Origin of the sequence: Actinomadura fulvescens (assembly GCF_039533225.1) — a bacterium.
Classification (GTDB): Bacteria; Actinomycetota; Actinomycetes; order Streptosporangiales; family Streptosporangiaceae; genus Spirillospora; species Spirillospora fulvescens.
Genome location: NZ_BAAATD010000002.1, coordinates 729,838 through 748,444, shown reverse-complemented (window position 1 = coordinate 748,444; position 18,607 = coordinate 729,838). Strand labels below are relative to the sequence as shown.

The window sequence follows — 18,607 nt, the reverse complement described above, 5'->3', positions numbered from 1 at the left end:
GGCGACAGCTCGTCCAGCGGCCAGCAAGGCCGTGCTGACCTGCGGCTTCATCGAACGGCTGCCCTAACCTGAGGACATGGGGGGACATCGGAGGCTGCCGCGCGCCGACCATGGGGGCGAATTACTGGAGTGGTTCGTTCTCGCCGGGATCAGCACCGTCCTGCTGACCCGGGGCTACCTGGAGGCGACGGGCTACCCGCAGATCGGCGGGAGTGGGCTGCACATCTCCCACGTGCTGTGGGGCGGCCTGCTGATGCTGGTCGCGCTGGTGCTGACGCTGCTGTACGACGGTCGCCGCGCCCGCCGCTGGGTGGCGTTGCTCGGCGGCATCGGCTACGGGCTGTTCGTGGACGAGGTCGGCAAGTTCATCACCAGCGACAACGACTACTTCTACCAACCCGCCGGAGCGATCATCTACCTGTCGTTCGTGGTGCTGGCGCTGCTACGGCTGCTGGTGGCCCGTCACTCCGGCGATGCCCCGTCCCCCTCGCACCACGAGATCACCGCGCCGGTGCGGTGGGCCCGCCGCGCCACCGACGCCGCGGCCCGCCAGCTCCAGCGCCGCTGGGTGGTGGTACTGGTGGCGATGGCGTTCGTCGGGCAGGCCGTTCCCGGCGTCACCGTCGTGGTGTCCTACCTGGGGCGTATCACCGACCCGCCCGAGTTGATCGCCTCGCTGGACACCGTCTCGGAGATCACCACGATCGGCACCGCGGTGTCGGCACTGGTGTCGGCGGGCTTCGCGGCCGCGGCCGCGGCCGCACCGCGCGGCCTGCCGCCGGTGCTGCTGGACCGGCTGCGCTGGGCGGTGCTGGTGGACCTTGTGATCACCCGGATGTTCGGCTTCTCCTACGGGCAGTTCGCCTCGACGGCCTGGCTGGCGTTCGACCTCGTGCTGTACGGCATGGTCGCCCGCGAACTGCGACGCGCGCCCAACCACGGCTCCGCATAGCACCGAACGCTCTGCGGACCCACGCCCCCAAGCCGGGGCGTCCGGAACAGGCCAGCGGACCATTGTGACCGTCTTTCGGGTGCTCTCATGGGGGGACGTGCGAATCCGGGACGGGGATGGCGCCGATGATCGACCGGCAGCTCGCAAAAGCGATCATGGAATCGGTGACGCAGATTCCCCGGCGCGCGGAGCAACATGACCAGCGTGAACTGGGCGCGACCTTCGTGGACATCGGACCGTTGTTCGCGGGATTGAAACGTCCCGAGCACCAGGTCATGTACGGGCGGCGCGGCACGGGAAAGACCCACGCTCTCGGAAAGCTGCAGAACCACCTCGCCGACCAGGGTGTGTGCGTCTGCTACCTCGATATGCGCACGGTGGGTTCCGCCGGCGGAATCTACAGCGACCCCTGGAGTTCCCTGGCGGAAAGGGCGACGCCTCTTCTCGTCGACGTGGTGGAGGCGCTGCACAACAGCCTGACCGACTACGCGCTGGAGCTCCTTTCCACGGACCAGGACGTCACCGCGCTCTTCAGCGCCCTCGACAATCTCGGTGACGCCGCGACCGAGGTGGAGGTCGTCGGCAGTACCGAGGTCGAGGAGACCCGGCAGAACTCCGAACAGACGAAGGGCTCCAAGAAGCTCAAGCTCTCTCCGCTGCGACCGTCGCTGGACCTTGAGCTGGGCTCGACCAGCGACAAGAGCAGGTCACGTTCGGCCAGGTTCAAGGTTTCCGGAGACGTGCGGTTCACCGTCAAGTTCGGGCCGCTCGCGAAGGCGATGGCGCGAGTGGTGCGGGCGATCCCCGGAAGAAGGATATGGCTGCTGCTGGACGAGTGGAGCGCACTGCCCATCGAACTCCAGCCGTTCCTCGCCGACCTGCTGCGCAGAGCGCTGTTCCCGGTTCAAGGGGTCGTCGTGAAGATAGCGGCCGTCGAACGACGGTCCGCCTTCTGTATCCGGGGAGAGCAGCGTGACTACCTCGGCATCGAACTCGGCGCGGACGTCTCGCAGGACATCAACCTGGACGATTATCTGGTCTTCTCCCAGGGTGACTCGCGTGCCACGGAGTTCTTCGGAGACCTCTTTCTGCGGCACGCCGCCGCGATATCCGAGGACGTCGCGGAGGCCTTTCCCCTGGACGCCAACGGGCGCCGCAAATTCATCTGGGCGCTCTTCGCTTCGACCTCCGCCTTCGAGGAGGCCATCCAGGCCGCTGAGGGAGTGCCCAGGGACGGGATCAACATCGTGTCCCTGGCTCTCCAACGAGCCTCGTCGCAAACGGGGATCGAGATCGATGACATCAGATACGCCGCCCGGGCATGGTTCCTCCGGGACAAGGAAGGCGCCATCCGTTCGGACAAGATGGCCTCGCGCGCGCTCATGCACATCGTCAAGTTCGCGGCCGAGCGCCGCAAGAGGTTCTTTCTCATCGAGCGCGGGCACGACTCGAACCACGAGGTGATCCAAGCCCTCTACGACGCCAGGGTGATTCACCTCATCAACAGCTCCGTGGGCGCGGGCGGCGCGTATGACCTCTTCGCGCTCGACTACGGAGGGTATGTGAATCTGCTGTCGTTTCACGAAGCCTCCACCGCTTGGCGCGACGAATGGGCGGAGAACTGGGTGGACTACGACCCGGCTCGTTCAGCGACGGTTCGCGAAGCGATCCTCCGGGTGTCCGACCTCAGGGAAAAGCCGCAGATATCCGCGGACGAGCCGCTGTGAGCTCAACGAGACACGGCGTTCAGTTCATGGAGTCTCCGGGCGGCCTCCTCCCGGAAGTACCCGCCCAGAGCGGCGTCTCCGGACACGGCTCTGAGGGCGGCGGCGGTCCGGGGATCACCGAGTCCGGCCAGGTGCCGTACGGCCCAGATCCGCTGGAAGCCCTGGACCGCGGGGTCGGTGGCGATCCGTACCAGGAGATCCGCCGCGACGGGCGCGCCGAGCCGTAGCAGCTCGCGCGTGGCCTTGACCCGCTGCGTTCCGTCGAGTGTGGCGTCTCCGGCCAGGTCGCTCAGGGCCGGGATGGAACGGGTGTCGCCGAGGCGGGCGAGCCGTCGCGCCGCCCGTCCTCGGAGCCGCCGGTCGAACGTGTCGTTCACCATGAGCTCGGCAAGCAAGTCCGTTCCGTCCGGGTTGCCCGACCGGGCGAGCCCGTCCGCCGCCTCTATCCGGAGGAAGGGTTCCAGCCCTTCGTCACGGGCGAACGCGGCGAGCTCCGCACCGCGGCCGACGCGAAGGTGTGCGCGCGCGAGAGCCACACGGAACGACGGGTCGTCCTGAGATCCCGCGCTGAACGGCGGGAGCAGGGCGTAGAGATCCTCCGCGCGCCGGTCGCCCGTCTTGGCCAGTTCCTGGGCCGCGTCGTGGCGGACGTGGGTTCCGAGCGTGCCGTCAACGGCGATCTCGAACAACCTGTCCGCCGCCGGGCTCTCGGCGAACCGGCCGAGCTGCCGCGCCGCCTCCAGGCGAAGATGGCCTTCGAGAGCAGGGTCACCCGCCAGGCCGTCCAGCGTCAGGTGGATGGACGTCAACGTGTGGCCGTTGCGCATGAAGGCGGCCAGCTCTCGGATACCGCTGACGCGCTGGTGGCCCTCCAACTCTCCTCGGCGGATCAACGCGATGAGAGGTTCCACGGCCCGGGCGTCGCCCAGCCTGGCGAGCCGTCGCGCCGCCCGGCCCCGTAGACGATCGTCGATCGTGGCGTCGCGCACCCACTCGGCGAGGACCTCCTGGGCCTTCTGGATGTCATAGAGCGCCAGGACAGCGGTGGCTTCCCAGCGGAGCGAGTCGTCGAGATCGGAATCGCGGGCGAGCCGGGCCAAGGACGGTTGTCCGGCGGGGTGGTGCGACATCGCCATTCGCCGGGCCGCCTCAAGCCGGACAAAGCCCGCGAGCCCCGCGTCCACCGCGAGCTCACCCAGCAGATCGCCCTGACGCGCCAGTGCGTCGATCGCGCCGATACGGGCCGACCGGTCGAGAGCGCGATCGCGGACGAAGGCGGCCAGCAAGGACGTCGCTCCGTCCTCCTCGGTGAGCCTGATCATCTCTCGGGCGGCCTCCACCCGCAGCAGTCCGTCCACCGCGGGATCACGGGCCAGCACGGTCAGCCTCTCGATGTCGGGGCCGTCTCCCAGCCGCCCCAGCACGCGGATCGCCTCGGCACCGGGGTAGTCGCGGGTCACCCACCGGGGAGCGCGCGCGGCGAGTCCTGCCGCCGAGGAGACGGCGTGGACGATATCGATCAGCAACCCCGGCGCCCGCGGATCATCGAGCCGTACCAGCTCCCGCGCCGCCTCGGTCCTCAGCGCGGCATCGAGCGACGAGGAGCGACCGAGGTCGAACAGGTGCTGAACCGCGCGGGGACCGCCCAGCCGCCCCAGTTCCCAGATGGCCTCGGCCGGATGCGATTCCGGATCCGGCTTGCCGACGGCACCCGCGAGCGTGTCGGCGGCCGCGTCGAGGATCTGCGCGGGGATCAGGGTTCCCAGTCGAACCTGGTGGGCGATGAACTGGCAGCCTTCGAGGCCCTCTCCGGTGGCGAGCCGCCGGAGGAGACCGTTCGCCTGTTCCCCGGCTCCGTCCAGTACGAACCCGGTGAATGAATGCGGTCCGGCCTCGACGTCGACCGGGTCCCAATTGCCCGGCCACGCCTTCGCGATGTGCCCGATGGTCGTGCGGCGGGTCTTTCGGTCACGGGTGGAGTGCAGCGCCGCCCCGTACTCCAGGATCGTGTGGTGCAGGAAAGCGAGGCCGCCGGAACGCTCGGCCAGCAATCCGCTGCGCACCAGGAGCGCACGCAGGTACTGCCGCCATTCCTGCTCCGGTATTCCCGGGCATTCCGCGCCGGGCAGACCTGCGAGGAAATCGACCGCCGGCATCTGATTCCCGGCCCACCGCTCCGCGGCCAGCTCAGCGATCATCTCGGGCAGCCGGTTCAGAACGTGTTCTGCTTTGTTGAGAGCCTTGCTCGGCCAGCGCTCCAGGGCGACCCGGGTTTGGGGACGTACCCCCGACAACCCCTCCGCGTGCAGACGTTCGTACAGCAGATCGAGGAAGCGCCGATAGATCTGTCCCCGCCCGACCGGCAACGGCCGATCGGGATCGTGCGCGTGCAACTGGCACAACATGCTCGCCATCAACGGCGTCCGAGCGAGATCCGCGATGCCGAGGCGGGCCAGGGCCGCCAGGAACCCGGCGGTGGCGCGTTCCGGATCGGGAACGCCGAGAGCCGCGAACCAGCGTCCCGCCAGAACACCCAGGTCCTCAGCGGCGAACGGCTGCAGTACGAAGTGCGGAACCTCCGCCCCGAAGGCCCGGAGCTCACCGAGCGAGAGCGGACGCGTGGTCACCACGAAGCGATGAGCCGACCCCTGTTCGGCGGCAGACCGAAGAGCCTGAAGGAGCCTCCTGCGCGCTTCGGAGGCCGCGATCTCATCCAGGCCGTCGACCATCACCGTCCAGGGAACCCCTGGATGCGGCTCGGCGGCGAAGAAGGCCGGAGGCAGTTCCTCAAGCAACCCGCTGTCGCTGAGCGCCCGGTTCGCGCTCGCCGCCAGCAACGTCGGCAGCGGCCTGCGATCAACCAGGTCAGCGGCGGGCACGATCAGCGGAACGGCTCCCGCCGTGCTCGGCCAGAGCTCAGCGGACGTGGCGAGATACCTGCGCAACAGACTGGACTTGCCCCCGCCGGGCCCGCCCAGGATCACGCACGTGCCGCAGCTCGTCAGCAGGTCCAGCCCCAGGACGGCCTGATCGTCTTGGCCCTGATCGACGTACTGGCGCAGATAGATGTCCGCCAGGGGCGGGACGGTACCGGGAATGACGCCGGGATACGGGTGCGCATGCGCCGCTCGTTTGGCGGCCACCAGATAGCGCGCCAACATCGGCGACGGCCCGCCGCCTCCGGCCTCCCGCACAGGCTGGGCACGCTCGACCAGGTCGCGCCAGTACCGTTCGTCGGGCCTGCCGGCTCCCGCCAGGTCGCTCAGCACCCGCACCAGCGCCCATACCTTCTCCGCGTCACGCGGCACCCGGGCACGGGCGGGATCGTCCGGAATCCACTCGCTGATCCGCTGGCCGCTCAACCGGACGCCGTCACGCCGCAGCGCTCTTTCGATCTCCCGTTGGGAAGCCCGCTCCCCGGCGACCTGCTTGGCCCGCGCGAACAGACTCCGCAGCTCGTCGTACAGCCGCCGAGCGTCCCTCGCTCCCACCGGCCCTCCCGCAATGCCCTGCCCGAGGCGGGCGATCCCGACGCGGCTCCGACCAGCAGCGTAAGACGAATCCGCCCGCCTCGCCCGCAATGCGCACACTCCGGCCACCACTGATCCCAACCTGGAGGGGACCGCTCAACAGAAAGGCCCAGCCATGAATGACAAGACCACCACTCGCCGGCTTCGCGACGCGGCCCTCTTCGGACTCGTCCGCGGCCTGGGCTCTGCCGCCGGCGCCGCCCTGGTAACCGGATTCAGTTGGTGGCTCCGCAACGTCTGAGCTTCCCCTTGACGTGATTGAGGCCCATCTGCGGATCGATTGAGGTCCTAGGGCCCTGGTCCGGAATGTTCTTGATCGGCAATCTGAGCCGCGTCCACTCACCATCGGCACGGAGGATTGATGACCAGACTCGCTCGTACGACCGGGTGCCTTGTGATCGGGGCGGCCGTGCTCATGCCGGCCGTCGAAGTGGCGGCCGCGACGACCCCGGCCACCACGACGGCGACGACGACTGCGGCGACAGCGGCGGGCAAGCCGCGACTACGCCATGTGACGCTCAAGCAGAAGAATCAAATGTCGCCGAAGGGACAGCGCACCACCCGGCGGACCACGGTCTTCCTTGAGATCGTCGCCATCAGGCCGAGGACGGTACCGGAGGCCCGGCTCGTCACCTGCGGCGCCAAGCCGAAGCGGTTCCCATGGCGGCGGCTTCCCCTCAACAATCAGCGCATCAAGTTCGTCATGGGCGGTCTGAAGAAGAAGGACTGCTTCGGGATCGAGTGGGGACGGCTCCGGCCCCCCCAGCTCAAGACCGTTCAGGTCAGATACCGCCTGTACTACTGATCCTCAGGTGTGCCGGCCCTCGGCGAGTTCGCGCATGGACTGGTGGAGGTCCACCAGGACGAGCGTGATCTCGATGATCTCGTCGAGGGTGGCATCCAGGTGGCCCAGAACGTGGTCGGTCATGAGCTCGTCGCCGTCCATACCGCGGTAACGGCGTTTGTTAACGGATTTCGGACTCGTCACCGGTTTTTCGTCCTCAGCTGTGTGGGCTCCTCGATCGCCATCTGAGACATTGACGTTCCGCATGTCGGAAACGTTCCCGTCTCCACTGTGGCCGAGGAGGAGCTCGTGAAGATCAAGAGCGTGCTCGCCGCCCTGAGTCTAGGTGCGGCGACACTGACCGCCCCGGTCCCCTGGGCAGGTGCGGCGGCCGCCGATCCGGCGGGCTGCGACGCCGGCGAGGCGGACATCTACCGGCCGCCGGCGTCGGTGTCGGGCAATCCCGGCGACATCCTGGCCTGCCGTCCGACGACCTTGCGGTACGTGCCGAACCTCAAGCCGTACAAGGCGTGGAAGGTCCAGTACGTCACGACGGACGCCAAGGGCGCCAACGTCGCCACGTCCGGCACGGTCGCGATCCCGACCGGCGCCTGGACCAAGGGCGGCTCGCGGCCGACCCTGGCGTACGCGCCGTTCACCCACGGGTCGGGCTCGGCCTGCTCGCTGTCCAAGCAGATGACCGTCGGCTTCCAGGACCAGTTCGAGGCGCCGAACCTGTCCGGTTACCTCAACGAGGGCTGGGCGCTGGCGGCGGCCGACGGCGTCGGCTACCTCGACGGCCAGGTCCACCCCTACGTCAACGGCCTGTCCAACGGCCCGGCCACGCTCGACCTCGCCCGCGCCGCCAAGAAGATCCCCGGCGGCACCCTGACCGCCGACAGCAAGGTCGGCGTCTCCGGCTACTCCGAGGGCGGCAACACCGCCGGCTGGGCGGCCCAGCTCGCCGCGTCCTACGCCCCCGACCTCAACGTCGTCGGCGTCGCCGCGGGCGGCATCCCGGCCGACCTCAAGGCCGCCGCCAAGCAGCTCAACGGCAGCCTCTTCGCCGGGTTCCTGGCCGACACCCTGATCGGACTGAAGTACCAGTACCCCGAGATGCCCTTCGACGAGCTCATGAACGACGCCGGCCGCAAGGCCGAGAAGGACGTCAAGAGCCACTGCCTGATCATGACGCTCCTGGTGTTCCTGGGCGCCAAGGTGGAGAACTTCAGCACCCAGAAGCTGACCCTGGAGCAGCTGTACGCGATCAAGGGTCCGGACGGGCGCACCTGGGGCGAGATAGCCGACAGCGTCAACCTCGGCGGCCCGAAGGTCGGCGGCCCGGACTCCTCCGCCCAGTACAAGATCGGTTTCCCGGTCTTCCTCTACCGCGGCTGGCTGGAGGAGATCCTCCCGCACGAGCCGATGGGCCGGCTCCACAAGGACTACTGCCAGTCCGGCGTGAAGTCGCAGTACAAGTACTCCTACCCCACCGAACACGCCACCACGATGTTCGGCGCCGCCGGTGACGTCCTGAACTTCTTCCGGGACCGCTTCGCCGGCAAACCGTTCACGGGCAACTGCTGACCCGCGCTCGGTCCGGGGGCTCCGGGCGCGGCCTCTCCGCCCGGAGCCCCTCCAGCACGCCACCGAGCCTCCTCGACCATGACACGACTCCGGGCCCCGGACGCACGGCACCTCCGTGTCCGGGGCCGGTCCACACCGAGCTGGAGTGATCTCCGTGCCCCTGACCTCCCAAGCCGCCACGCCCCGGTCGACCGCGCCCGCGCGCGCCGGAACGAGCGGCGCGCATCTGTCCGAAGCAGAACTCGAAAAGCTCGGGAACGAACTGGACGCGCTCCGGCAGGAGGTGATGACCGACCTGGGAGAGGCGGACGCCCGCTATATCCGGCGGGTGATCGCGCTACAGCGCGGTCTGGAGGTGACAGGCCGGCTGGTGCTGTTCGGAGCGTCGCGGCGGTGGGCCTGGTGGACCGGAACGGCATGCCTGACGGTGGCCAAGGCGCTGGAGAACATGGAAATCGGCCACAACGTCATGCACGGCCAATGGGACTGGATGCACGACCCGAAGATCCACTCGACCACCTGGGAATGGGATAACGCCTGCCCTTCCGACCAGTGGAAACACGCCCACAACGTCCTCCACCACACCTACACCAACGTCCTGGGCAAAGACCGTGACATCGGCTACACCATCCTGCGCGTCAACCCCGCCCAGGACTGGCATCCGGTCTATCTGGCCCAGCCGCTCTACAACCTGCTGTTCGCCGCCACCTTCGAACTCGGAAACGCGGTCTACGATCTGGGCGCCCAAATCGACTCGGGCGAAAAGACCGAGGCGGAGCTCAAGGCGGGACTGGCTGACATCGGCCGCAAGCTCGCCCGGCAGGCATTCAAGGACTACGTGGCGTTCCCGCTGCTGGCCGGCCGCAACGCCCGGCACGTGCTGACCGCCAACCTGGCCGCCAACACCCTGCGCAACATCTGGGTCCACACCATCATCTTCTGCGGCCACTTCCCCGGCGACGTGGAAGTCTTCGACGAAGAAATCCTCAACGACGAAACGCGCGGCGAATGGTACGTGCGCCAATTGCTCGGCTCGGCCGACATCACCGGCGGCAAGCTCCTGCACCTGCTCACCGGCAATCTGTCCCACCAGATCGAACACCATCTGTACCCGGACATGCCCAGCATCCGGCTGGCCCGCATCGCCCCGCGCATCCGTGAGGTCTGCGACCGCTACGGCCTGCCGTACCACTCCGCCTCCCTCCCCCGCCAAGTCGCCCGGCACTGGGGAAAGGTGATCCGCCTCGCCTTCCCCGGGGGCCGCTGAGAGCGATGCACGTCTTCATCACGGGTGCCAACGGCTTCGGCGGCTCAGGTTTCGGGTGGTTCGTCCAGGCCGGCGGCGATCGGGTCGAGGTAGGACGGGCCCGGGATGCCCTTCTTGCGCAGGGCCAGACCGGCGAGGCATTCGAAGATCGCCTTGCGGGCGTTCATCGCGGTGGTGTTGCCGGGGTCGAGATGGGGAGCCACCTCGACCACCTCGATGCCGACCACGGGCGTCTCATGGCAGATGCGGCGCAGCGCGGGCAGCAGCTCGCGCGTGGTCAGGCCGGGCGGTTCGGGGGTACCGGTGCCGGGAGCGTAAGCCGGGTCCAGGACGTCGATGTCGATGGACAGATACAGGTACTCGGGTCCGTCCAGGGCTTGCGCGATGGCCTTGTCCAGCACCGCGGCGAACCCGATCCGATCGATCTCGGCCATGAAGTGCGACCGCATCCCCTGCCGGCGCATCCACGCCAGCAGCTCGTCATCGGGCATGAGGACCGAACGCAGCCCCACCTGGACGAAGTTGCGGCCCGGGACGTGCTCGCCCTCGATCAGCCGCCGGATCGGCGTGGCGTGGGAGGCCAGGTGGCCCTCGAAGGTCTCGGCGCAGTCGGCGTGCGCGTCGAAGTGCACCACGCCCACGTTGCCGGCGCCGTAGACGTCGGCCAGCGCCGCGGCGTCCGGCCACAGGATGGAGTGGTCCCCGCCCAGCACCACGGGCACGGCCCCGGCCTCGACGATCTCCCGCACCACGCTGCGGATGGGCTCCATGGAGTTGTCCACGCTCATCGAATCGACCGCCGCGTCACCGTAGTCCACGACCGTCAGCTCGTTGAACGGGTTGATCCTGGTGTCGGACTCCATCAGGGCCGACGGCGTGTGCGCCATGATCCAGTCGCTGGAGCGGATCGCCCGCGGCCCGAACGCCGCGCCGCGGTGCCCGGACCCCATGTCGACCGGCGCCCCCACCACGGCGACCTCGACGCCGCCGGCCCTCAGGTCCTCCGGGGTGAGACACAGGGGCAGGCCCAGGAAGGTCGCGATGCCGGCGTAGGCGGGGACATGCTGGTAACGCTGCACGTTGATCGGCCCGGGCTCGCGGTGCGGGAACCCTGACGGATCGACCCGGTCATGCCGGCCGTTCGGTGGTCCAGTACCCATCTCAGCCTCCCGTACGAACGTCACTACCCGCAGTAATCAGGACTAATCGGGCAGAAGGGATTGGGCGGCAGCGGGTCGGCCGTCACCGACCGGCTCGCCTGGGCGGCGGGGCTGGCCTGGAGCGTCGCGGCGCTCTGCGGCCAGTATGGTCTGCTCTCTACCGTGGCCGGAGTGCTGGTGGCGCTGTGGCTCCTCCCATCTCGCGACACGGAACGCGCCCGCAGACTGGCGGCCATCAGCCGTGCCTCGCACGCTCGGCTGATGCGGCTGGAGGCACAGCGGCGCGTGCTGCATTCGGCGGCGCGGATACTGCGCCGCGACGCTCGCGCCCTGCTCTCCGCAGGTGACCTGAGCGCCAAGGAACTGGCCGCGCGGATGCACCGGTTGGAGGCGAACGGACGGCCACGCCGCAGCCCTGCCTTCATCGACCTGGGCGATGCCGCGTTCGGCTCCGCCGGTGGCTTCGCTCCCTGGCAGTCCGAGGGGCCGAGCTCAGTCTTGGCTCGGCCCCTCGGCGGACAGGCGCATTTCGACCTGGGCGTCGTCGTCGGCGTGCACGTTCACGGTCGCGTGGGCCGCTCTGCCGTCATCGGTCTGGCTCTGGACCGTGTAGTCGCCAGAGGACGGCGCGGTGAGTATGAACGCCCCATGCTCGTCGGTGACCGCCGCCATGTCGGGGAACGAGCCTGGACCGGCGGTGAAGAAGACACGCGCCTCCGGCACCGGACGCCCGGCGCGGTCCCGGACCACTCCCTTGATGAGCAACGTCCTGATCCGCCCTCCGTTACGCTTTCCAGGCCACGAGATTATTGTAGACGGCCTGGATGATTCTCGTTCCGGAATTCGTCGTCGCTCCGCCATAGGCGTGCACGCCGAATCCATAGCGGCCGCCGTTGTAGAAGTGATAGACCGCGCTTCCGCTCTGGCCGCCCGCCGTGTCTATGTCGTAATGGACCTTGCGGGTGTTGACCGAGGCGATACCGCGAGCGTCGTACCACATTGTGGCTCCGGGCTTGTCGCCTGGATATCCGGAGATGTTGCCGGTGGCCTTGAGCAGGTCGCTGTCGGGCCAGACCCCGATGCCGAACCACCCGGTGGTGGAGCCGAGCTCGGTGGGAAGGATGATCGCCCCGTAGTCGTAGTTCTCGTCCCCGGAGCCGGTCCAGCCGGTCACCGAACGGAAACTGGTGGAGGTGACGGACCCGTAGGGGAGGTTGGTCCCGTTCCGGCCCGGCATCACGCTGATGGACTTGACCCATCCGTCGCGGCCGGGGACGCCGCTGTTCTTGATGTGGACGACGTGGCCGGCGGTCACCACGGTGTGCGGGCCGATGAACCAGCCCGTACCGCGCCACTGGCTGTTGTCGGCGGCCGTGATCTGCAGGTAGCAGTGGACACGCCACGGGTACACCGACGTGTTGGTGATCTGCACACGGTCGTCCGGACCGTGCACGATCTCGGCCAGCGGCGGCGGCCGTCCGAAGGACGCCTCGCCGATCTCGGGCGGCTCGACCGCCGGCATCACCCAGGCCATGGCGGCCGCGTCCTCGGGGCGGCGGTAGCCCTCGACCTGCTCGATATCGCTGGTCGACGGGCCCGCGGCGGGCGCCCCTGACCCCTCCGACGGCTCCTGGACGACGGGTGACTCCTCGGCCTGCGCTGCGCGCGGCTCCTCTTCGGGAAGGTTGGACACGGGAGTGTGCATGTCTTGGGGCATGAGGCACCTCATTCATCGATCACGGATGAACAACGGAAATGACCCAGTGGATGGGCATGCGCCTAACGCGGCCAAAAGCCGTGCGGCGCTTCCGCGTTTTCCGCCGGGAACTCCCGCGGCGGGCGGGTGTCGGAATCCGGTATTGTCCGGCCCTTCCGGTCTACACCCGCTTCTAGCTGCTGTCCATAACGCAGGTTGTCCGGATCGGGACGCACAGTGAATAGTCGATCTATATAAGCGCCGAACCGCCGCCGAAGGTGCTGATCGTGGATATTGAAAAAGGCCCTCAAGGCACGAATGAGGGGAAGGGGGTTCACGGGCAGGATGAGGCGTGACGAGGACACCCCGTGCCGAGCGACTCCAGCCGCGTTCCCTCTGCCTGGTCGGGACGGCGGGTCAGGCGAGGGCGCCGCCGACGCTGTCGCCTATGCCGAGGTGGGTGCGGAACATGGGATGGATCTGGAAACGCTGGACCGCGGCCAGGTTGAGGTGCTGGACCTGATGTTTGCCGAAGTAGGCGTCATCCGCGTTCAGCTGGGCCGAGAGCAGGCCCGTCTGCCAGAGGATGCCGATGAGCTCGTTGGGCTCGCAGTTCGGCAGCCATGACTCGGTGCCGCTCGTGGGGATCTCTCCCGTGGCGAGTTCGAGGCACAGCAGTTCCAGGTCCTGCCGGGAGAACGTGCACGGCCTGCCGCGGAACACCTCGAAGACGCCCAGCAGCCCCGGGTACTGGAAGCGGTACTCGGCTGCGATGTCCTTGGCCCGTTCCTCCGAATAGCCGTACTCGGCGCGCTCGATCGCGGTGTGGGGCACGGGCAGCTGCCCGGCGCGGCCCCGGGCCTGCTCCAGGGCTTCCGAACAGAACTGGATGATCTCCCTCGGCCGGTACAGCGTCCGGTCGATCATGTAGCGGAACGAGCCCTGCCCAGGACCGGAGAACACCGCGGACCAGCACGCCGCGTCCCCGGCCCGTTCCAGCGCCTCGACGTCGAAACCCTTCTCGCGCGCGGAGTAGCGGATGCGCTTGCCGATGAGTTCGAGCAGGGACTCCTCCGACCAATGGATCCGCTCCAGCAGGTCGCGGTGCTTCTGCGCGTCCTCGTACAGGGCGGGGATGTCGTCGTAGAGCTCCTGCCGCAGTGAGACGTAGACCCTCAGATTGGGGTGCTGCTCGTTGATCGACACACAGGCCTGGAAGAGCCCCGACACGAACGCCTTGGCGTCCTCGGAGGAGTCCCACCCTCGGTCGAGCTCGTCGACCAGCACCACCACCCGCTGCCCGTCCAGGACCTTGCGCAACGCGGGCAGCAGTTCGTGGATCTCCTCCAGCTTGTAGAGCCGGTCCAGCTCGTGGGCCTTGAGCCCGGCGGCCACCGGGCCGATCTTGATGCCCTCCAGGCGCTTCAGATAGGAGATCAGAAGCGACAGGGTGCCGAGCTGGCTCGTGGCGTGGTTGTCCCGGATGTAGTTGTGGATCTCACGCCCCCCGCCCTTGGCGAGCCGCATGCCCTTCTTCGCCAGTACCTTCATGATCAGGATGTAGATCAGGTACTTCCAGGCGGCGGCGTACGCGCCCTGTTTGGCCCAGGAGCCCGCGTTCTCGGCCGCCATCGTCGAGCTGAGCAGCTCGTACGAGTAGTCCTCCGGAGACAGCTCGATGACGTGCGAACCGGCGGCGCGCTCCCGCTTGGCGAGCATCTTGAAGATGGCGCTCTTCCCGGCGCCGCGGTTGCCCATGACGATGGTCTTGGCGCCCGAGCGAACGCGCTGGTAGGCGGCCGACTCGACGAAGCACTCCTCCAGACCGCGACTGATGTCGCGCTCAGCGGACGGCGTCCCGAAGTCGAGAACGTCGAAGAACTTGGGCGACAGGGTCACACTCATATCAACGCTCCGAAGGCCGAGGTCCAGTCGCCTGAAGTCTCACCCGGGCCCAGAGCTCGATCAAGACCGTTCGCCCGCACGCCTCTGCGGGGCCCGGCGGTCACCCTGAGAGCGGAGCCGGGGATGCCCCCGGTCGTTCCCTGAGATCGTCTCCGCGGCCTGTCGCGGTGATCGCCCGTGCCGTCAGCATCGGTGGACCATCCCCGCGATGAAGAGGTCCCATGAGCGCGTTCACTTCTGACCCGACACGTCGATCGGTCCTGACCTCGGCCGGGACGGCGGCACTGCTGCTGGCCGCCACCGGGACGGCTGCGGCGGGCCGCCCGCCGGCGACCGCCAGAGGCGGGATCCGGCTGGCCTTGCCGCGGCCGACCGGCCCGTACCCGGTGGGGACGACGTCACTGCATCTGATCGACCGGTCCCGCCAAGATCCGTGGATGGTGCCGGCCACTCCGCGCGAACTGATGATCAGTCTGTGGTACCCGGCCCGGGTCGGCGGCGGACACCGCGTCGCTCCCTGGCTCCCGCCGGCAACGCTGGCGTTGTACAGGCAGCAGACCGCCCGCAGCCTTCAAACGTCGCTGGACAACGTCGACTTCCCCCAGACGCACGCCCGCCACGACGCCCCCTTCAAAACGCGCCGACAGGGTCACCCGCTGGTGCTCTTCTCCCCCGGCTATCGGGCGATGCGCGAACTCGGCAGTTCGCTGGTCGAGGATCTGGCGAGCCACGGCTATGTGGTCGTCACCATCGGCCACACGCACGAAGCGCAGATCGTTGAGTTCCCCGGAGGCCGGATCGAGCTGGGCCATCTACCGGCAAGGCCGACCGATGACGACGCCGCGCTGGCGCTCCGGGTGCGCCAGGACGACACCCGGTTCGTGCTGGACACACTCTCGGCGAAACGCGGCCGGTTGCCCCATGGCTCGCTCGACATGTCCAAGGTCGGCATGTTCGGGCATTCGCTCGGCGGTGCCACGGCCGCCGAGGCCATGGCCCACGACCCTCGAATCCTCGCCGGCGCCAACCTGGACGGCAGCATCATCGGCCCCGTCGCCGAAACCGGCCTCGACCGTCCCTTCCTGCTGATGGCCAGCACCGGGCACGGACGCGACAACGACCCCTCCTGGGCGCAGTTCTGGTCACACCTGCGCGGCTGGCACCGCCATCTGCTCCTACGCGACTCCGGACACCAGACCTACACCGATCTCGCGCCGCTGGCCCGACAACTGATCAACAAACTCCCGATCCCGCCACAGGTGGTCACCGCCCTGACCAACGACATCGGCACGATCAACGCCTCCCGGGCCATCACCGCCCAACGGGCCTACCTGGGCGCCTACTTCGACCTCCACCTACGCCACCGCGACGGCCATCTCTTCTCCAAGCCGTCCTCGCGATACCCCGAGATCGAATTCATCCCCTAAACGACAAGCGACCTCAGCGAGTCACGACGACCGTGCGCAGCCATTCGTCCAGGGTGCGGTAGTCGGCTTCGGTTATGCCGTGGATTGGGTTGACGCGGTGGAGGAGAGCCAGCCCAGGGTGATGTGCGGACACCCAGGCGCGGTCTTTGTTGGTGATCTCGTCGTCGAGCCAGACGAAGGGGCGTCCGGCTGCCCAGACGACAAGGGTGCGGGTCTTCCAGTGCAGGCCGTCACGTTCGTCCTGCTGTTCGGTCTCGGGCGCGTCCGGCCAGGTCACCAGCGGCAGCTGGGGCAGCCCGATCCGCGGTGCGATGCACTCGTTCGCCTCGTCCATCCAGCTGGTGGCCCAGACCAGCTCGCAGGGGAGCCTCATCAATCGGCTTCCGTGCTCGGGATCGATCCTTGCCAGAAGCGGATTCGCCTCGGCTTGCGGCGATGAGAGCGCCTGGCCGTTCGGATACCGCTGTGACGCGCCGCCGAAGGGGATGAGTGGTCCGTCGACGTCGAGGAAGAGCAGCGGACGCTGTGCGGATTCGGTCACGGCGGCACATTATCGACAGACGGCGCGGCTCTGGCGGGTCGTCCTGCGGTCTGGCGGAGCCGGCACCTGTCGGCCGTGGCGAGGCCTACGGCAGCGGCGAAGAACGAGGCGAGGCGAACGTACGTGGGACCGGTCCCGGACGGTCCGTGTCACGGTGCTCACACGCAGGGGAGATTCCCCGATTGGCGCTTCGGGAGGTGCCGTGATGGGTGCGACGGACGGCCCGTTTCCCATTCCCCGGGAGCCGTCCTATCAGTTTCCGGGCTATCGGCTCGTCCGCCAGATATCCGAGACGACGATGAGTTCGGTCTACCTGGCCGAGGACATCGATCTCCGCCGCCACGTCGTGCTGAAGCTCCTCAGCCGCCGGCCGGCCGCCGAGCGCTTCAAGCGCGAGGTGGTGATGGCGGCCAGGCTCGACCATCCCAACATCGTCCCGGTCTACGCGAGCGGAGAGATCGGTGGGCGGCTCTACCTCGTGCTCCGCCACGTGCCCGGGGGTGATCTCGGCGCGCTGCTGAGGACGCGAGCGAGCCAGCAGTCGCGGTCGGCCCGGCCAGGGCGGCTGGACCTGCACCAGACCACGGGGATCATCGGCCAGGCCGCCGCGGCGCTCGACGCGGCCCATCGGGTAGGCATGGTGCACCGCGGCGTCAAGCCCGGCAACATCCTGGTGGACGCGCATTCGGGCCACGTCTACCTCGCGGATTTCGGGATCGCGAGGGCCGAATCCGCTGAGCCCGGTCGGTTTCCCGGAGACTACGCGGCACCAGAACAGGTCATCGGCGGGCCGGTCGATCGGCGAGCCGACGTCTACGCGCTGGGCGCCGTTCTCTACGAATGCCTCACCGGCAGCAAGCCGTACGGCGGGAAGGGGCTCACCGCGGTGCTCTGGAGCCCTCCGCCGCGTGTCACCGATCACTGTCCTGAGCTCGACCCTCGCATTGACACGATCGTCGCGACGGCGCTGGCGAAGCGACCGGAAGATCGCTTCGCCACGTGCGGGGAAGTGGCCACGGCCGTGGCCGCCCTGAACGGAGTCGCCCGGCACGGGCACGCGACGCGGCGCCATCTTCCTGCCTCGCTCGGAACGCGAGGTGCTCCGGACGCGACAGCGAACACCGCTGCCGGGCGCCTGCTCTGCTTCACTCAGGGATCGGCGTCATCCCTCGTCTGGATCGATGGCGCCGGTCCGCTCGGACCGCCTGAAAGGAAGAGGTGAACACATGATCTCGAACGCGTCGCCGGTAAGTCTCCTGCCGCCCTCCGTGGGCAGCCTCGCCGCAGGGGTACCGCCTGCCCCGGCGGGGACGCTCTTCGTGCTGGCCGCCACGGGAGGCATCTCGGCCACTCCGCGCAGAGACTTCGCGGTGCTCTTCGGGCGTAACGAGGCCGACGTCCACGTGTGCGTCGGGTACGGCGATCCGCACATCAGCCGCTGTCACGGCCGCCTGTTGTGCGACGGCGCCGCCTGGTGGATCCGTAATGAGGGCCGGCTGCCCATCCGGATGCCCCGATCCACTCTTCTGCTGTCGGGCGAGGAGATGCCGCTCACCGAGGGCTACAGCCCCTTGCTCATCCGAAGCTCGCCGCGCCGGGAACACCTGTTGGAGATCCGGATCGTCGGCGCCGCCTCCCGCGAGCTCACCGCCGGACCCGAGGACGGAACGCTTCCGCCGAAGCCGTGGGATCTGAGCACGACCGAACGGCTCGTTCTCACCGCACTCGCGCAGCGTTACCTGCGGCAGGAGTCCTGCCCTCAGCCACAGTCATGGAAGCAGGTGGCCCAGGAACTGAACGAGCTGGCCGGTGCCCAGGAGTGGAACGCGCATCGCGCCGCCAACGTGGTCGGCGACGTCCGGGGCAGGCTCTCGGCCGCGGGAGTCAAAGGCCTCACCCGCGACGAAGTCGGCGAGCCGGTGGGGAACGCTCTGAACGACCACCTGATCCGCGAACTCCTCGAAACCACGACGCTCATCCCGCCGGATCTGCGATTGCTGGGCGACCCCGGCGACTGAGCACCCTTCACCG

The 18,607-nt window shown here is 68.4% G+C and carries 15 protein-coding genes; 8 read left to right on the top strand and 7 right to left on the bottom strand.

From position 1 onward, the window contains the following. Positions 1-76 precede the first annotated feature (76 nt). A complete protein-coding gene (locus ABD333_RS10260; RefSeq protein WP_344539976.1) occupies positions 77-952 on the top strand; it encodes a hypothetical protein in 876 nt (291 codons plus the stop codon). Between the two features lie 164 nt (positions 953-1,116). After that, positions 1,117-2,679: an ORC-CDC6 family AAA ATPase gene (locus ABD333_RS10255; RefSeq protein ID WP_344539975.1), complete on the top strand. Its 1,563-nt coding sequence runs from the start codon at positions 1,117-1,119 to the stop codon at positions 2,677-2,679. Positions 2,680-2,681: 2 nt separating this feature from the next. Here the strand turns inward: ABD333_RS10255 and ABD333_RS10250 are convergent, their stop codons facing one another. Beyond that, positions 2,682-6,170, bottom strand: a complete 3,489-nt coding sequence (locus tag ABD333_RS10250) for a HEAT repeat domain-containing protein (RefSeq protein WP_344539973.1) — start codon at positions 6,168-6,170, stop codon at positions 2,682-2,684. A 400-nt stretch (positions 6,171-6,570) separates the two neighbouring features. Here ABD333_RS10250 and ABD333_RS10245 point away from each other — a divergent pair, with 400 nt between their 5' ends. Further along, on the top strand, positions 6,571-7,014 hold the full coding sequence (locus tag ABD333_RS10245) for a hypothetical protein (protein ID WP_344539971.1): 444 nt from the start codon (positions 6,571-6,573) through the stop codon (positions 7,012-7,014). A 3-nt stretch (positions 7,015-7,017) separates the two neighbouring features. On the opposite strand, the gene ABD333_RS10240 is transcribed toward ABD333_RS10245, so the two are convergent. Continuing rightward, on the bottom strand, positions 7,018-7,197 hold the full coding sequence (locus tag ABD333_RS10240; protein ID WP_344539969.1) for a hypothetical protein: 180 nt from the start codon (positions 7,195-7,197) through the stop codon (positions 7,018-7,020). 105 nt (positions 7,198-7,302) lie between these two features. Here ABD333_RS10240 and ABD333_RS10235 point away from each other — a divergent pair, with 105 nt between their 5' ends. Both ABD333_RS10235 and ABD333_RS10230 read left to right on the top strand, forming a co-directional pair. After that, positions 7,303-8,580 (top strand): lipase family protein, encoded by a 1,278-nt coding sequence (locus tag ABD333_RS10235; RefSeq protein ID WP_344539967.1) that lies wholly within the window; start codon positions 7,303-7,305, stop codon positions 8,578-8,580. Positions 8,581-8,725: 145 nt separating this feature from the next. Beyond that, the gene (locus ABD333_RS10230) at positions 8,726-9,847 is read left to right on the top strand and encodes a fatty acid desaturase family protein (protein WP_344539966.1); all 1,122 of its coding nucleotides are present in this window, start codon (positions 8,726-8,728) and stop codon (positions 9,845-9,847) included. Between the two features lie 44 nt (positions 9,848-9,891). Here the strand turns inward: ABD333_RS10230 and speB are convergent, their stop codons facing one another. The 4 genes from speB to ABD333_RS10210 form a co-directional block, all read right to left on the bottom strand. Then, entirely contained in the window at positions 9,892-11,007 is a 1,116-nt protein-coding gene (gene speB / locus ABD333_RS10225; RefSeq protein ID WP_344539964.1) for an agmatinase, read from the bottom strand. Positions 11,008-11,499: 492 nt separating this feature from the next. Beyond that, a complete protein-coding gene (locus ABD333_RS10220) occupies positions 11,500-11,772 on the bottom strand; it encodes a carboxypeptidase-like regulatory domain-containing protein (RefSeq protein ID WP_344539962.1) in 273 nt (90 codons plus the stop codon). 19 nt (positions 11,773-11,791) lie between these two features. Continuing rightward, on the bottom strand, positions 11,792-12,724 hold the full coding sequence (locus ABD333_RS10215; protein WP_344539960.1) for a trypsin-like serine peptidase: 933 nt from the start codon (positions 12,722-12,724) through the stop codon (positions 11,792-11,794). Positions 12,725-13,120: 396 nt separating this feature from the next. Then, positions 13,121-14,608 (bottom strand): P-loop ATPase, Sll1717 family, encoded by a 1,488-nt coding sequence (locus tag ABD333_RS10210; protein WP_344539959.1) that lies wholly within the window; start codon positions 14,606-14,608, stop codon positions 13,121-13,123. A 221-nt stretch (positions 14,609-14,829) separates the two neighbouring features. On the opposite strand from ABD333_RS10210, the gene ABD333_RS10205 reads away from it, so the two are divergent. After that, entirely contained in the window at positions 14,830-16,035 is a 1,206-nt protein-coding gene (locus tag ABD333_RS10205) for an alpha/beta hydrolase family protein (RefSeq protein WP_344539957.1), read from the top strand. A gap of 13 nt (positions 16,036-16,048) precedes the next feature. On the opposite strand, the gene ABD333_RS10200 is transcribed toward ABD333_RS10205, so the two are convergent. Then, a complete protein-coding gene (locus tag ABD333_RS10200; protein ID WP_344539955.1) occupies positions 16,049-16,576 on the bottom strand; it encodes an HAD domain-containing protein in 528 nt (175 codons plus the stop codon). On the opposite strand from ABD333_RS10200, the gene ABD333_RS10195 reads away from it, so the two are divergent. Continuing rightward, on the top strand, positions 16,521-17,798 hold the full coding sequence (locus ABD333_RS10195) for a serine/threonine-protein kinase (protein ID WP_344539954.1): 1,278 nt from the start codon (positions 16,521-16,523) through the stop codon (positions 17,796-17,798). The two genes, ABD333_RS10200 and ABD333_RS10195, sit on opposite strands and share 56 nt — an antisense overlap. Before the next feature lie 4 nt (positions 17,799-17,802). Continuing rightward, positions 17,803-18,594, top strand: coding sequence for an FHA domain-containing protein (locus ABD333_RS10190; protein WP_344539953.1), 792 nt, complete (start codon positions 17,803-17,805; stop codon positions 18,592-18,594). Positions 18,595-18,607 lie beyond the last annotated feature (13 nt).